Here is a 13,611-nt window from a genome sequence, read left to right on the forward strand (position 1 = left end):
ATTATTGTAAAATTCAGTTAACAAGCCAGATGTGTTGAGTTATGAGTATTAGCAGCACTGGCAAAACAATTAGTTTTCGGCAAAACTTGCCAATTCCAAGGGAGAAACAATGGTGGAAGACACAAATAACCAAGATCAGAATTTTAATCCAGATCAAGTCGAGCCAGGTACTGAACAGCCAGTGCAGGATGCTCAAGGGACACTCGCCGTTGCTGGAGTTAGTTCCATTGACAGCAGTGCCTTGAACATCGCTGAAACATTCTCAGCCGCTGGGTTACGTCCGATTAGCGCCAGTAGTTTGCAAGTAGTTGAAACCTATAACTCAATGGGGATTCGTCCAATTGGTGCCCATACATTTGAAATCGTTAGCAGTATTAACTTATCTGGTATTCGTCCAATTAGTTCAAGTTCGTTGGTAATTTCTGAAAGCTATACGTCGTTCGGTAATCGTCCAATGGCATCAAACGATATTGATGATTCGGCAATTTTGATGGGTTTTTTAGATTAGAAAAAGATATCATCTTTATAAATTTATTAAATCGGTTTCTTCACGAAACCGATTTTTTTATTTAAAAAGTCCAGAGCCAAGAATTAGTATTTTGGTAGAAATCCAACTTGCTCAGATAGCACCCTGAGCAAGCGATTATCTAGATGGCAACGTCTAAATTAAGCAAAAACTCTAGTTGCAAGTCGGCTCTACAATAGCATACATTTACTAGCTCTTGTTATCTCTCTTTTTATATATATAGCTAATATACCCTACGACGGAAGGCTTTAGCAAAAACTTTAAGCTACTTTGTAAAGGAGACAACAAATAATTTCAAAGTTGTTCATCAGCTTTGAAACATATTTTTTATAAAATCAGGAGAGCAAAATGAGTTTAGAAGAAAAGGCCAAAGCCACAGCTAAAAATATTGAGGGTAAAGCCCAAGAAGCACTAGGAAATGTGACTGGAGATCCACAAGATAAAGCTGAAGGTAAAGCGAAGCAAGCCGAAAGTGAAGTACGTCACGCTGTTGAAGACGTGAAAGATAATGTCAGAAAAAAGCTTGATTAAGATTTGTAGTATTTTCTGGCAGCAAATCTAAGTCTATGACCCAATACTGCTCATTTCAGTTAAAAACATTTGAGGTTCAGTAACGGGTGAAATAATCGCAAAACCCAACAAATACGTGTTTGTTTGGGTTTTGTAGATCAATCCAACCTTAGCAAGTTTTTATTTTGATATCCTCATTGAGCGTTATTAGTCTATAAAGGCGTAAATCTGACTTAGGATTTGACTGTAAGAGGTTGTTTAAAAAGTATCAAAATTGATCGAGATCCCCCCTTGCCCCCCTTTCCAAGGGGGGTAAAACTTCTTAAAGTCCCCCGTTCGGGGAGCCAGCGCGGTCTTGGGGGTCTCCACGCCACATGCTTCAAGTCGGCGGAGCCGCCCAACGCAGTGGCTCCCCATGAGCGACTGGCGTGGATTTAGGGGTATCTGCTGGTGCTTAACACATCACCAAAAACTTTTCAAACATCCTCTAAGTCGCAGCTATACCCGAATCAATTCCCCTTTGCTCAGTAGGTGATGGTTTTTAAAGTCAAAATTTTTCTAGCTAGACGCGGCGCTCTTTAAATTGAATTACACACAAATATAAACAACATTCATCCGGTACAGCTTGATTAATTGTGTTAAATTTCAAGCCTTTGGTCTTCTGGCAATACCACGTACCATTTCGGAAATTACCCACTTTAAACAGTAGCTAGGTATGTATTCTCAAGTTTCGGAGCAATCCCATAGTGGCAGGGATGATCAGCATCGCTGCGGCTAAGTGGCTGTATAGTCGCAAATAACTACCGCAGTCCAAAATAAAAATCTAGAAAAAAAGGGTGGAAAATAACCACCCTTCTTTTTTTTGGAGCAAATCGCTCAAAAAATGGATTAAACAGCCGCTAATTCTGGTGCAGGACGCTTGCTGTTGCGAATATTGGTAATCGCCTCGGCATAATCGGGAGCATTAAACACAGCGGAACCAGCGACGATCGCATTAGCTCCCGCTTCCAAAACTTGCCAGGTATTATTTGCCTTCAGTCCCCCATCCACTTCAATCCAGGGATCAAGACCGCGTTCATCACACATCTGGCGCAGTTTGCGAATTTTGGGCACTACTGTGGGAATAAAGCTTTGACCACCAAAACCGGGGTTGACGCTCATAATTAGCACCAAATCGCACAAATCTAAGACATATTCAATTAGCTCTAGAGGAGTACCGGGGTTAAGTACAACTCCAGCTTTTTTACCGAGTTCTCTGATTTGTCCGAGTGTGCGATGCAGGTGGGGCGAAGCATTATGCTCGGCGTGTACAGAGATAATATCAGCACCCGCTTTGGCGAAACCCTCAACATACTTTTCTGGTTCCACAATCATCAAGTGGACATCCAGTGGTTTTGCTGTAATGGGACGAATCGCCTCCACAACCAGAGGGCCTATCGTAATATTAGGTACAAAACGACCGTCCATTACATCAACATGAATCCAATCTGCTCCTGCCGCGTCTACAGCGCGAATATCGTCACCTAGGCGACTAAAGTCGGCTGATAAGATGGATGGAGAAATCACAATGGGCTTTTTAGATAGGTTTTGGGTCATGGCTGGTGGGTTTTTAAGCGTCCTCGTCTGTAGGCATTGTAACAAAATATTGAGTCCATGCTCATAACTTTGATCCCGCCATTGTGATTCAGGGAGGGAGAATAAGAATTAACAACCAACAACAGACAACTGATAATGGGCAACAAACTAACCTGGGTAATTTGGGGATTGAGTGTTTCCTGCTTGAGTTTGCCAGTGTTTGCTTCAGCTTTAGGATCTTCTTTGGGAAGTCAGGGCATTGATGCGCTGAAACTACACCAATCTCCTTACAATTTAATCGGGCGCAAAATTGCCATTGGTCAGGTGGAAATTGGGCGTCCGGGAATGTTCGGGTGGGATAAAACGGGAGCGAAGAATCGTGCCATATCACCAGTGGCGGTATTTTTACGCAATGGGCCAGCTAAGTCAAATAGCGGTGTTGACCCCCACGCCTATAATGTTGCTGGTGTGATGGTGAGTACAGACAAAGCCTTACCGGGAGTATCCCCAGGAGCAAGACTGTATTCATCTGCTGTGGGTTCTACGAAAAACATGGGACAGCCAGAAGAGTGTTTATCGGCGCAGCACGTAGCCTTACAGAACGGCGGCGATGTCCGTGCCATTAACTTCAGCTTTGGCGAACCCCTGAACCGCGACCCAAGACCGGAGGCTGTTTTAGATGGCAATGCTTTACTAACCTTATGTATTGACTGGTCTAGTCGCGTTCATGATGTTGTGTATGCGATCGCAGGCAACCAGGGTAAGGGCGGTATTCCCATTCCTACCGATAATTTTAACGGAGTCAACGTGGCTTTTTCATCCCGGCGCGGGGGAATTTTTAATAAAGTAGATGTTTCTAATCTGGCGAGTACTAATCCAGGAGTTAATCAGCGCCTAGCTGGTAAGGAGTTTAATCTGGGTGAACGCCGCGCCATTAGTTTAGTTGCACCAGGGAGTAACATTCCTGTGCTTAATTTAGATCGTAGGCAAAATAAGGTTACAGGTACAAGTTTTGCTGCGCCTCACGTTACAGCTACTGTGGCTTTATTACAAGAATTAGGTGATGGACAACTGCGGACAAAACAACCGAATTGGACTACTGATTCTCGGCATCATCAAGTAATGAAAGCTGTATTGCTGAATTCAGCCGATAAAATTCAAGATAGCGGCGATGGTTTGCGGCTAGGAATGACTCGGACATTAATTGATAAACAAAATCAAGACTGGTTAGCAACCGATACCTACCAAAATCCCAAAATTCCCTTAGATTCCCAAATGGGAACGGGTCATTTAAATGCATTTCGCGCTTATCAGCAATTTAGCCCCGGTCAATGGCAGCCATCAGCCTCAGTCCCAGTTATTGGTTGGGATTATCACACAGTTGATGCCGGGGCTGCTGTTGAATATGCCTTCTTCAAACCGTTAAAGCAAAAAAGTTTTGTGGCGATTACCCTCACTTGGGATCGTTTGGTCGAACTAGATGATCAAAATAAAAACCAGCAGTATGATGCAGGTGAGAATTTTAGCGATCGCGGTTTGAATAACCTTGACCTCTACTTAGTAAAAGCTGATGCCAAAAAAACCGATGCTGGTACGGCTTGCTCCTCAATCAGCCAAATCGATAGTGTAGAACATATTTTTTGCCCCGTTCCTGCTGCTGGCAATTACAAAATCCGCGTCCAGTTTCGCCAACAGGTAAACGAAGCCACTCAACCCTATGCTTTAGCTTGGTGGACTGTACCAGCAAAGTGAAATCCGAAGTCTACCGATAAATGTGGGGTTTGACCCTACATCCGCTTTTTGTGCTTATATGATATATGCAAAAAAGTATTTATCCCGGAAGTGAAACTTCTAAATATAAGAGAGAAATTCACCGCCAAACAGATGACCAAATCATCAAATTCATGAGCACCATAAACAAACTAGAACAGTTATTTTGTGATTCCGTAGTCTATAATACATTTATCAAATAAAAATCTAAAACCCTTGATAATCAAGGGTTTTAGCAATTATGTAACATCACCGCCTCAATTAAAAACCAACAACTAACAAGTGTTTAATTCCTCAGAGATACTCACTGTTACCAAAACTGTAACCATCAAGTGTTTATTTACTTGTAAATGCGATAGTGAATCATTGACACATCACTTAGCGTCTAGCTTTATAGATAGCTAAAAATATTTGGTAAGTGAGGTAGCGGAATGAATCGGCAGAAATTTAGTGGTGAGAGAGAAAATTTCCGGCAAAGACGTTACGGTGTGCGTTTAGGAAGACGTTACGCCCTGGCAGCTGCCAGCGTCGTGCTGTTAAGCGTATTAGGCTATTCCTCGATGGATAGTAGTACGAGTGCCCTGGCCCAATCTCCTCTACCTAGCTCAGATTTTCCCTTGTCGAAAAAAACAGTCAATTCTGAGCCAAAAATCATTGATGTTAATGACAAAAATTGATCAGTTTGGCTTCAACGCACCCCACCTAAATCAACAATTCTAGGTAGGGACTGCGCTCAAAATTTTCGGTTAAAAATTCAAAAAGCCAGAATTTTGCAGCATTAACGACTCTAGGGTGACGTAGCTTCGGAAATAGTTAGAGGATTTTTGGCTTCAGCTTGAGAAGATTCTGCGGGTGCTACGGGTGCAGCTATTTCCCCAATCATAGAGCCTTCATGGATGTCGCTGCTAGGGGCAGGAATACGGATAGCGCTCAAAGCAGTTTTAATCACAACAGCTGTAGGAACCGCCACAATCACACCTAAAAGTCCGCCAATTCTCGCCCCAGTCAAGACAGAAATCAGAATCCAAACTGGATTTAAACCAGTAAAACTCCCTAAAATACGGGGGGCAATTATGTTTTCGAGAATTTGCTGGACGATGACTGCTGCTACCAACACCCTCACCCCCATCGAGAAATCTTGCAGCGCTACCAACGAAGTAGTTAGGGCGATACCTACAGAACCGCCAAAGGGGACGAGGGCCATAATTCCAATAGTTAACCCAAATAGCAGCCCAAATGGCACCTTCAACCACAAGAAGCTGGGAATGAGGGCAGATGCCATACAAGTAGATAAAATCAACTGGGTGATAAAGAAGTTTTGAAAGCTGAGGCGTACCGTTTTCGAGAAAGGCACGCGAAATCTTGAGGGTAGCCATTCGACTAAACTCTGCCAGAGTTCATCTCCATGTTGCAACAGATAGAAAGTCAAAACCATTGTTAACAAGAAGTCTAGCAGGCTAGTGAATGTGACTACAGCCAAATTCAAAACTTGTCCGGCGATCGCTTGTAATTGCCCCTTGACGCGATCGTTAATTTGGACTACAAGAGCATCAAGGTTTATTGGTAAGCCTAGATTTTCTGCTTTCTCATTTAATATCATTAACTGAGAGCGTCCAGAGTCAATCAACTCTGGTAAGCGGGCTACGAGTTGCTGTGCTTGGGTAAGGGCGAGAGGAAAGAGGGTGACACCCAACGCCAATAAAATGGATAAAGCCAATAAAAATACTAAGATAGCAACTGGTTCTCGCCTAGCACCGTGACGTTCCATCCAACTAACGGGGTAGTTGAGCAGAAATGCTAGCACCGAGGCTCCGACTAAAATGACTATCAGAGAGTGAAAGTAACTAAAAATTGCCGAAAGCGCCCAACCATTAAGAACTAACAGCGGTGCGAATAGCGCGATCGCCCCGATTTGCGCTATTGGTGTGAGTGTCTGCCACCAGTCGAGTAGCTTGCGTGTCTGCATTTTCAGCTGATTGCGCGATACAACTAAATAGAATTCTCTTTACAGCTTATTATCTCTAACTTAATGACTGTGATTCATCCTTTTAGTTTAGGATTAGACTCTAACCAACATGGAAAATCTCCAACCAATTGGCAATCCGCCAACCGATGAAGACGCAGTCACCTCTAAAGGACTGCTGCTTTTGTACTTGATTCCTGTCATTGGCTTTTTCCCGTCTCTGTGGACTCTCTATCGCCGTCAGGGCAGTCGGGAACAAGTGGCCGTGAGTCGTCTGTCTACAAGTTTGGGGCTTATCTGGATGTTGGTATACCTCTTATTAACAACCGGGGCAGCAACTTCAGAATTTTTCACACTACGTCTGTTAATCCTCAATAGCTTTTTCACATCTGGCTACTTTTTAGTCAGTGTCTGGTTAATTTTTCGCCTGATTCAGGGCAAGTCTGTGCGCTTACCATTCGTGAGTAACTTTGCTAATCGCTTGCTGGGTAAGTACTTGTCTTAATTTTTTAGGGTGATTGTTTTGACAGTATTTTTACTTGTGTAGCAACAAATTAGAAATTATCTACCAACGACTCTGGTCAAATCCGGTTTATTATTGCCATACTTCAATCAACATCTCCGGGTTGGCAGCAAAACAGTAGAAAGATCCCTATAAATGTTGTGGTTAATACGACAGTTAATCAAGAGTTAGCTATTATGAGTTGATTTGTCTGCATATATTGAGTTTACAAATTTAGCGAATTTGAGCAGTTAAGTGTGAGGAATTCTGTGACCAGTCAAAGAACATCGGCAGAAGATAACCAATCGGCAAAAACTAAATCCAGAAGCAAAAATTATCGAAATTCAAAATCTGGACGCTGGCTGTGGTTTGCGGTGGGTATGGGCGGTATTGCAATGGTGTCAGGAATGGCGGGGGCGCTATTGGCGGTTTCCTGGGACAGTACGCCTTTGCAGCAAGCCCAGCTTAGTCCACAAGAGGAGGCGGTATTTGATGGCGATCGCATTTCTGGCAACGGGATGCGATTTTCACAATTAACTCGCCCTGTGAATATCTTAGTTATGGGAATGAGTGTACTCCCGCCAGATGTGCAAAACCCTCCCCCTGACGCTCAAAATCTTGGTTATCTACCCCAGGTAAATTCCTTTGATGGTCTTGCCGATGTGATGCTCTTGGTCAAATTTGATCCAGACACGAAAAAAATAGTTATGCTTTCTGTTCCCAGAGATACTCGTACAGAGATTGAAGGACATGGAAGAAAAAAAATTAACGCTGCTAACGTTGATGGTGGGCCAGCCTTGACTGCCAAAACAGTCAGTAACCTCTTAGATGGGGTGGGTATTGACCGCTATGTGCGGATTAATGTTTTGGGCGTTGGTAAACTGATTGATGCTTTGGGTGGGGTGACATACTACGTCCCCAAAGATATGAAATATCGGGATGAATCCCAGCACTTATATATTAATTTGAAGGCGGGTAAGCAGCATCTCAACGGCGAGCAAACCCTGCAATTACTGCGCTATCGCCATGACGAACTCGGAGATATCGGTCGGATTCAACGCCAGCAGTCGGTGATGCGGGCCTTGATTGAGCAAACTCTCAACCCCGCAACCTTGACTCAATTACCCGAAATTCTCGAAGTAGTCAAAGAAAACATTGATACCAACTTGACGGTTGAAGAGTTAGTGGCGTTAGTCGGTTTCGGGGTGCGAACAAATCGCTCGAATATGCAGATGTTAATGTTACCAGGTCGCTTTAGTGAAAACGGCGAGTATGATGCTAGCTATTGGGTGCCCAATAAAAAAAGTATTTCTAAAGTAATGGCCCAGCACTTTGGATTAAGTACAACTACAGAATCACTAGAGGTAACTGAACCAGGTTCCTTACGAGTCGCAATTCAAGATAGCACAGGTGGCGATCGCTCAAGTCTGCGACCCCTGATTAGAACGCTGGAAAAAGCTGGGTATCGCAACATCTTTGTTTCTAGACCATTGGGTGAACCTTTAGAAGTGACTCACGTTGTTGCCCAACAAGGAGATGGCGACAGCGCCGAATCAATTCGCAACACTTTGGGGTTTGGAGAAGTGCGCGTAGAAAGTACTGGTAATATCGGCTCAGATATTAGTATCCAGGTAGGTCAAGATTGGTTGCAACAACAATCTATTCTCCAGAACTCTACCCAACCCTAAGTTATGCGGTTTTTAGACATGGGCTGTGTCAAAAAATCGAATGGCGTGAGAAAAAACCTCACGCCTTTATTTTACACTCTACTAAAATTATGTTAATTAATGCAACGTCAGCATCTACCAAGAGTCGGCTGTACCTTGCTTATAAATATCACCGGTAAAAGGTTGTACACCAATAACAGGATAAGCATCATCAGTTGGGCTAAAAATCCGCATTGCAGCTTCAGAAAGATACTGGGCTATGCTGGCAAGCATTCTGGAAATAGCCATAATATTAGACTCCTTTTAAAAGTAGCCTTTGTTTGTGATATTTATACTGTAGTGCTGATATTCTCCCCGCGCTCATATTCTCAATATATTGACAATCTCTGCAATCAATTTTCAGATAACTTTGCAATACTTTATCAATAAGCTTGGTAATCTACATTGTCAGTATGCTCCAGCTAAGGGAATACCAAAAAATAAATTATCCAGTAATCATAGACTTGTAGGGACACAGCAATGCTGTGTCCCTACCGATTGGATATTTTTTTAAGCTGTTCTACACTTAGAGAAATACTATGCAGTTTATAACTACCATGAGCTATCACGATATTATTACAATTGAGCCAGATAAGCGCGGTGGCAAGCCTTGTATTCGACGGATGCGAATCACAGTGTACGATGTTCTAGGCTGGTTAGCTGCTGGTATGTCTCATACCGATATATTAGACGACTTCCCAGAATTAACAGAAGCGGATATTAGAGCTTGTCTGGAATTTGCTGCTGACCGTGAACATCGTTTAGTTGCGTCGGTAGGTGCTGGTTGAAGCTGCTTTTTGACCAAAATCTGAGTCGCAAGTTAGTGACTCGATTAGCAGATGTTTTTCCTAATTCTAGCCATGTTCAGTTTCAGGGGATGGAAGAAAGAACTGATACTGAAATATGGGAATTTGCTAGTTTTCTGAAGCAATACCTTTATTTATAAATATCTCCTCTTGCGCCAATTGTGTAAATTTCGACTTCAGCAGAATCAATATTAACTATAAATATAATGCGATAATGCGGATTTTACCAATACGCAGTCTATAAAATCCTTCCCAATCTCCTTTCATCTTTTTAATATCAAGTTCCGTGAAAGGAATAATTCCTTGTTCCTCAACAAAAATCAGGAGTTGATTGAGTTTCTCCTGAATTCTAGCAATATCTTCAATATTTGCCTTTTCTAAGAACTTAATTGCGTTCTTACGGAATTTTATGGACATGTCTCACCCAATCTGTCATATCAACTGATTCTTCAGCTTCATAGTCTGATGGTGAACCGAATTCTGCATTCAGTTCCTCTTGTTCTTCTTCACTCACGTAGGGTATGAGAACTTGGCAGAGTAACAGTCTTTCTTCTCGCAAAACTTCGCGGATGCTCTCTTTAATTAATGCTTTAAGTTCCTGAATTTCCATTAGTGGTCTCCTTTTGAAGATAAAAATATCCAGTCTTTTGATTGATCAGAAAAATGTAGATATTTTTTATGCTCCTACAGTTAATCTGGAATAGCTGTAATGAGGTGAATAGAAACTCTAGTACCAGCAATGCGAGGACGGACCCAGAGTTTCAGGTGTTTTAATAATTAATGTTCCAATATCAGTAGCTTGGATAAATATCTTAATGGATTCCTCTTGATTAATTTCTACTGACTACTAGTTTTTGCCACCTCTAACTGTTTGAGAATTGCTGCTCGAATTTTTTCATCAAAATCGGGATCTCCCGGACTTGCAATAACTGCGCGTGGACGTTGATTGAGTCTATCTAAGTATGCCTGAAGAGCGGTTTGATCTTGGCGATTTTTGAGAAAGTACTGCTTTAATTCAACATCGGACATTGCATCGTAGTTAACTTGACTCATCAAAATACCTCTCCATTGGGTACGATTTGAAATTCCAGTTCTTCGTGATATCCAGCTAAAATGTATACATTACGAGTTCTGTTATCAACGCAGATAAGATATATAGGCTGAAGCATAAGATATGTCAGCTGATAACTAAGGCGATACAAACTCTCTAATTGAGCAGCAGTAGGCATCCCAGATACTCACGACCCACGCTGCTTATTCTAACACTCGACCTTTTAGCATTGCTGTATTCCACATATTGCCTAAAAGTGACGTAAATCATTAGAAGAGGGTTAATTATTGGGATTTACCATTAATAAATGTTAAGTAGCTGATAAATACCCTGTAAATATACGGTTTGGCGAGAGTCTCCAAAATTATTCGCCCAGGAGTTGACAATAATTATGGTAGGTTCTACCATAAATCAAAAGCATTCTTGTCAGGACGCTCTTTTATGAGAACCTTGTCAGATTTGGGCTATGTACAAACCAATAATCACCAAAGCTACCAGAACCAAGATTTAAACCTTTGTGCTGAAGATTACAGCCTGTTGACTGATCTTTATCAGTTGACGATGGCAGCTTGTTACACAGGTGAAGGTATAGAACAAAAACGGGCTAGCTTTGAGTTATCTGTTAGGCGATTACCAGAGGGTTTTGGTTATTTAATCGCGATGGGGTTGGAACAAGCGATCGCATATTTAGCCAAACTCCGCTTTAGTTCTTCGCAAATATCAGCCTTACAAGCAACGGGAATTTTTGCTCAAGCACCGGAACGCTTTTGGTCACTTTTAGCCGAGGGACGCTTTACCGGAGATGTCTGGGCAGTACCAGAAGGGACAGCCGTATTTGCCAATCAGCCATTATTACGGGTGGAAGCACCCCTGTGGCAAGCCCAACTGGTGGAAACTTACCTTTTAAATACGATCAATTACCAAACCTTAATAGCTACTAGGGCAGCAAGGTTGCGCGATATTGCGGGGAAAGATGCCAGACTTTTGGAATTTGGCACCCGACGCGCTTTTAGTCCCCAAGGCTCCTTGTGGGCGGCGCGGGCGGCTTTAGCAGGTGGATTAGATGCCACCTCAAATGTGTTAGCAGCGCTAAAACTGGGACAATTACCAAGCGGGACGATGGCACACGCTTTAGTGATGGCATTGTCAGCCATCGAAGGCACTGAAGAACAGGCATTTAGCGCCTTTCATCAATATTTTCCCGGTGCGCCATTGTTGATTGATACTTACGATACAGTTGCAGCTGCCCAGACGTTAGCAGAAAAAGTAAATTCCGGCGAAATCGAATTAACAGGGGTGAGGTTAGACTCAGGAGATTTAGTTACCTTATCTAAAAAAGTGCGATCGCTACTGCCTCATGTCTCCATTTTCGCTAGCGGTGACTTGGACGAATGGGAAATAGCCCGACTCAAAGCCGAAGGTGCCCAAATTGATGGTTATGGACTGGGAACTAAACTGGTTACAGGTTCGCCTGTGAATGGAGTCTATAAACTTGTAGATATCGATGGCATCCCAGTAATGAAACAGTCCAGTGGCAAAATTACTTATCCAGGTCGAAAGCAGATTTTTCGCTCTTATGTCGAAGGTAAGGTACAAACAGATCGGTTGGGGTTAGTCGGTGAAAGTCCTATTGATCAACAACCTCTGTTGCAGTTGATAGTGAAAGAAGGTGAATCGGTGCGATCGCCTGAGACTTTAACGACAATTCGTCAACGTACCGCCGCCTCAGTTGCCAGTTTACCAGAACAGACAAGGCGTTTGCATGAGCCGATTTCTGTAAAAGTCGAGATTTCTGAAGCATTGCAGGAATTGATCAAGGAAACGCAGAAACAAACCACAGAGGCGCAGAGACACAGAGGTAAATTATGAGAATTGCTTTGTTTGGTACTAGTGCCGATCCGCCAACTGCTGGACACCAGGAAATTCTCAAGTGGTTGTCTGAGAGTTATGATTGGGTAGCAGTCTGGGCAGCAGATAATCCCTTTAAGTCCCATCAAACTGCTTTGCTTCATCGGGCGGCAATGCTACAACTGTTAATTACAGATATCAATGCGCCACAGCAGAACATTGCTTTGGAACAGGAATTAAGTAGTTTGAGGACATTGGAAACCTTAGAAAAAGCTAAAGTTCGTTGGGGAGAAGATGCTGAGTATACGTTGGTAATCGGTTCAGATTTACTGAGTCAGCTACCGCGTTGGTATCAGGTTGCAGATTTGCTAAACCAAGTGAAGCTGCTGGTAGTACCCCGACCAGGATATCCAATAGACGAGTCTGTTTTAGAGAAAATCAGAAATCTGGGAGGGAAAATTGCGATCGCCTTATTTACTGGTCTAGATGTTTCCTCGACGGCCTTTCGTACACAAGGAGATACGAGAGCCATCACACCCCCTGTAGTTGCCTATATTCATCGAGAGCATTTGTACAAATGCCAGGACGCCAGCAAAAAAAGATTCCAACTCTGCTAAATCAACAACCTTTGGCTGATTTCAAAGTCGGCGTTGATAATATAATTTTTTCTGTTGATACGGCACAAAATCGGCTGTTAGTTCTCTTAGTAATGCGACAGCAAAAACCGTTTCTCAATTATTGGAGTCTTCCCGGTACTTTAGTCCGTCAAGGAGAATCCTTAGAAGATGCAGCCTATCGCATCATGGCAGAGAAAATCAAGGTCAACAATCTCTATTTAGAGCAATTGTATACCTTTGGTGGGCCCAATCGCGATCCACGAGAAGACACTGATAGTTATGGAGTGCGTTATCTATCAGTTAGTTACTTTGCTTTGGTGAGATTTGAGGAAGCAGAATTAATTGCTGATAAAGTTACAGGCATTGCTTGGTACCCAGTCAAGCAATTACCGCAATTAGCTTTTGACCATAATGAAATTCTGTCCTATGGACACAGGCGGTTGCGAAATAAATTGGAGTATAGTCCGGTAGCTTTTGAAGTCTTGCCAGAATTGTTTACTTTGAATGATTTATATCAGTTATACACCACAGTTCTAGGAGACAACTTCGCAGATTATTCTAATTTTCGGGCGCGTCTACTCAAATTGGGTTTTTTATCTGATACCGGAACCAAGGTTTCGCGGGGTGCAGGTCGTCCCGCTAGTTTGTATAAGTTTGATGCCGAGGCTTTTGCCCCCTTAAAAGATAAACCTTTGGTGTTTATTTAACTCTGCGGTCGTGGGGGATATCTTTCCCCC

General features: G+C 42.7%; 18 protein-coding genes. 11 read left to right on the forward strand and 7 right to left on the reverse strand.

All coding sequences use genetic code 11. The features are described 5' to 3' along the window. Positions 1-109 precede the first annotated feature (109 nt). Both CYLST_RS28510 and CYLST_RS28515 read left to right on the forward strand, forming a co-directional pair. Positions 110-508 carry a hypothetical protein gene (locus tag CYLST_RS28510; protein WP_015211207.1) on the forward strand — a complete coding sequence of 133 codons (399 nt, stop codon included), beginning with the start codon at positions 110-112 and terminating at the stop codon, positions 506-508. 366 nt (positions 509-874) lie between these two features. Further along, the gene (locus tag CYLST_RS28515) at positions 875-1,057 is read left to right on the forward strand and encodes a CsbD family protein (protein ID WP_015211208.1); all 183 of its coding nucleotides are present in this window, start codon (positions 875-877) and stop codon (positions 1,055-1,057) included. 867 nt (positions 1,058-1,924) lie between these two features. Here the strand turns inward: CYLST_RS28515 and rpe are convergent. Beyond that, positions 1,925-2,632 carry a ribulose-phosphate 3-epimerase gene (rpe, locus tag CYLST_RS28520; protein ID WP_015211209.1) on the reverse strand — a complete coding sequence of 236 codons (708 nt, stop codon included), beginning with the start codon at positions 2,630-2,632 and terminating at the stop codon, positions 1,925-1,927. 135 nt (positions 2,633-2,767) lie between these two features. On the opposite strand from rpe, the gene CYLST_RS28525 reads away from it, so the two are divergent. Together CYLST_RS28525 and CYLST_RS28530 are read left to right on the forward strand one after the other, a co-directional pair. Continuing rightward, positions 2,768-4,363: a S8 family serine peptidase gene (locus CYLST_RS28525; RefSeq protein WP_015211210.1), complete on the forward strand. Its 1,596-nt coding sequence runs from the start codon at positions 2,768-2,770 to the stop codon at positions 4,361-4,363. A gap of 449 nt (positions 4,364-4,812) precedes the next feature. Then, entirely contained in the window at positions 4,813-5,058 is a 246-nt protein-coding gene (locus CYLST_RS28530) for a hypothetical protein (RefSeq protein ID WP_015211212.1), read from the forward strand. Between the two features lie 110 nt (positions 5,059-5,168). Here the strand turns inward: CYLST_RS28530 and CYLST_RS28535 are convergent, their stop codons facing one another. Beyond that, the gene (locus CYLST_RS28535) at positions 5,169-6,347 is read right to left on the reverse strand and encodes an AI-2E family transporter (RefSeq protein ID WP_015211213.1); all 1,179 of its coding nucleotides are present in this window, start codon (positions 6,345-6,347) and stop codon (positions 5,169-5,171) included. A gap of 109 nt (positions 6,348-6,456) precedes the next feature. Here CYLST_RS28535 and CYLST_RS28540 point away from each other — a divergent pair, with 109 nt between their 5' ends. Next, positions 6,457-6,849 (forward strand): hypothetical protein, encoded by a 393-nt coding sequence (locus CYLST_RS28540; protein WP_015211214.1) that lies wholly within the window; start codon positions 6,457-6,459, stop codon positions 6,847-6,849. Positions 6,850-7,115: 266 nt separating this feature from the next. After that, positions 7,116-8,534, forward strand: a complete 1,419-nt coding sequence (locus tag CYLST_RS28545; protein ID WP_015211215.1) for an LCP family protein — start codon at positions 7,116-7,118, stop codon at positions 8,532-8,534. Positions 8,535-8,648: 114 nt separating this feature from the next. Here CYLST_RS28545 and CYLST_RS28550 read toward each other — a convergent pair whose 3' ends face one another. Next, positions 8,649-8,801, reverse strand: a complete 153-nt coding sequence (locus CYLST_RS28550; protein ID WP_015211216.1) for a hypothetical protein — start codon at positions 8,799-8,801, stop codon at positions 8,649-8,651. A 308-nt stretch (positions 8,802-9,109) separates the two neighbouring features. Between CYLST_RS28550 and CYLST_RS28555 the strand changes: the two genes are divergently transcribed. Together CYLST_RS28555 and CYLST_RS34925 are read left to right on the forward strand one after the other, a co-directional pair. Next, the gene (locus CYLST_RS28555; protein ID WP_041233324.1) at positions 9,110-9,340 is read left to right on the forward strand and encodes a DUF433 domain-containing protein; all 231 of its coding nucleotides are present in this window, start codon (positions 9,110-9,112) and stop codon (positions 9,338-9,340) included. Then, positions 9,337-9,498 carry a DUF5615 family PIN-like protein gene (locus CYLST_RS34925; protein WP_157162651.1) on the forward strand — a complete coding sequence of 54 codons (162 nt, stop codon included), beginning with the start codon at positions 9,337-9,339 and terminating at the stop codon, positions 9,496-9,498. Before CYLST_RS28555 ends, CYLST_RS34925 begins: the two co-directional genes overlap by 4 nt. A gap of 55 nt (positions 9,499-9,553) precedes the next feature. Here CYLST_RS34925 and CYLST_RS28560 read toward each other — a convergent pair whose 3' ends face one another. The 4 genes from CYLST_RS28560 to CYLST_RS36880 all read right to left on the reverse strand — a co-directional run bounded on the left by CYLST_RS28560 (position 9,554) and on the right by CYLST_RS36880 (position 10,587). Further along, positions 9,554-9,775 carry a type II toxin-antitoxin system RelE family toxin gene (locus CYLST_RS28560; protein ID WP_015211218.1) on the reverse strand — a complete coding sequence of 74 codons (222 nt, stop codon included), beginning with the start codon at positions 9,773-9,775 and terminating at the stop codon, positions 9,554-9,556. Further along, entirely contained in the window at positions 9,756-9,968 is a 213-nt protein-coding gene (locus tag CYLST_RS28565) for a hypothetical protein (protein ID WP_015211219.1), read from the reverse strand. The genes CYLST_RS28560 and CYLST_RS28565 overlap by 20 nt, the downstream gene beginning before the upstream one ends. 227 nt (positions 9,969-10,195) lie before the next feature. Further along, complete coding sequence (locus tag CYLST_RS28570; RefSeq protein ID WP_015211220.1) at positions 10,196-10,411, reverse strand: DUF6887 family protein; 216 nt, start codon at positions 10,409-10,411, stop codon at positions 10,196-10,198. Further along, a complete protein-coding gene (locus tag CYLST_RS36880; RefSeq protein WP_015211221.1) occupies positions 10,411-10,587 on the reverse strand; it encodes a DUF6888 family protein in 177 nt (58 codons plus the stop codon). Before CYLST_RS36880 ends, CYLST_RS28570 begins: the two co-directional genes overlap by 1 nt. 263 nt (positions 10,588-10,850) lie before the next feature. Between CYLST_RS36880 and CYLST_RS28575 the strand changes: the two genes are divergently transcribed. Genes CYLST_RS28575 through CYLST_RS28585 form a run of 3 tightly spaced genes read left to right on the forward strand, consistent with a single transcriptional unit; the run spans position 10,851 to position 13,581 of the window. Further along, positions 10,851-12,278, forward strand: a complete 1,428-nt coding sequence (locus tag CYLST_RS28575) for a nicotinate phosphoribosyltransferase (protein ID WP_015211222.1) — start codon at positions 10,851-10,853, stop codon at positions 12,276-12,278. Continuing rightward, on the forward strand, positions 12,275-12,874 hold the full coding sequence (locus tag CYLST_RS28580) for a nicotinate-nucleotide adenylyltransferase (RefSeq protein ID WP_015211223.1): 600 nt from the start codon (positions 12,275-12,277) through the stop codon (positions 12,872-12,874). The genes CYLST_RS28575 and CYLST_RS28580 overlap by 4 nt, the downstream gene beginning before the upstream one ends. Beyond that, on the forward strand, positions 12,835-13,581 hold the full coding sequence (locus tag CYLST_RS28585; protein WP_015211224.1) for an NUDIX hydrolase: 747 nt from the start codon (positions 12,835-12,837) through the stop codon (positions 13,579-13,581). The genes CYLST_RS28580 and CYLST_RS28585 overlap by 40 nt, the downstream gene beginning before the upstream one ends. Positions 13,582-13,611 lie beyond the last annotated feature (30 nt).

This window comes from Cylindrospermum stagnale PCC 7417, assembly GCF_000317535.1.
Classification (GTDB): domain Bacteria; phylum Cyanobacteriota; class Cyanobacteriia; order Cyanobacteriales; family Nostocaceae; genus Cylindrospermum; species Cylindrospermum stagnale.

Coding starts and splice junctions, on each gene's coding strand:
- CYLST_RS28585 (WP_015211224.1), top strand. CDS start 12,835: ATGCCAGGACGCCAGCAAAAAAAGATTCCAACTCTGCTAAATCAACAA.
- CYLST_RS28575 (WP_015211222.1), top strand. CDS start 10,851: ATGAGAACCTTGTCAGATTTGGGCTATGTACAAACCAATAATCACCAA.
- CYLST_RS36880 (WP_015211221.1), bottom strand. CDS start 10,587: ATGCCTACTGCTGCTCAATTAGAGAGTTTGTATCGCCTTAGTTATCAG.
- CYLST_RS28550 (WP_015211216.1), bottom strand. CDS start 8,801: ATGGCTATTTCCAGAATGCTTGCCAGCATAGCCCAGTATCTTTCTGAA.
- CYLST_RS28535 (WP_015211213.1), bottom strand. CDS start 6,347: ATGCAGACACGCAAGCTACTCGACTGGTGGCAGACACTCACACCAATA.
- rpe (WP_015211209.1), bottom strand. CDS start 2,632: ATGACCCAAAACCTATCTAAAAAGCCCATTGTGATTTCTCCATCCATC.
- CYLST_RS28565 (WP_015211219.1), bottom strand. CDS start 9,968: ATGGAAATTCAGGAACTTAAAGCATTAATTAAAGAGAGCATCCGCGAA.
- CYLST_RS28580 (WP_015211223.1), top strand. CDS start 12,275: ATGAGAATTGCTTTGTTTGGTACTAGTGCCGATCCGCCAACTGCTGGA.
- CYLST_RS28560 (WP_015211218.1), bottom strand. CDS start 9,775: ATGTCCATAAAATTCCGTAAGAACGCAATTAAGTTCTTAGAAAAGGCA.
- CYLST_RS28555 (WP_041233324.1), top strand. CDS start 9,110: ATGAGCTATCACGATATTATTACAATTGAGCCAGATAAGCGCGGTGGC.
- CYLST_RS28570 (WP_015211220.1), bottom strand. CDS start 10,411: ATGAGTCAAGTTAACTACGATGCAATGTCCGATGTTGAATTAAAGCAG.
- CYLST_RS28510 (WP_015211207.1), top strand. CDS start 110: ATGGTGGAAGACACAAATAACCAAGATCAGAATTTTAATCCAGATCAA.
- CYLST_RS28515 (WP_015211208.1), top strand. CDS start 875: ATGAGTTTAGAAGAAAAGGCCAAAGCCACAGCTAAAAATATTGAGGGT.
- CYLST_RS28530 (WP_015211212.1), top strand. CDS start 4,813: ATGAATCGGCAGAAATTTAGTGGTGAGAGAGAAAATTTCCGGCAAAGA.
- CYLST_RS28525 (WP_015211210.1), top strand. CDS start 2,768: ATGGGCAACAAACTAACCTGGGTAATTTGGGGATTGAGTGTTTCCTGC.
- CYLST_RS28540 (WP_015211214.1), top strand. CDS start 6,457: ATGGAAAATCTCCAACCAATTGGCAATCCGCCAACCGATGAAGACGCA.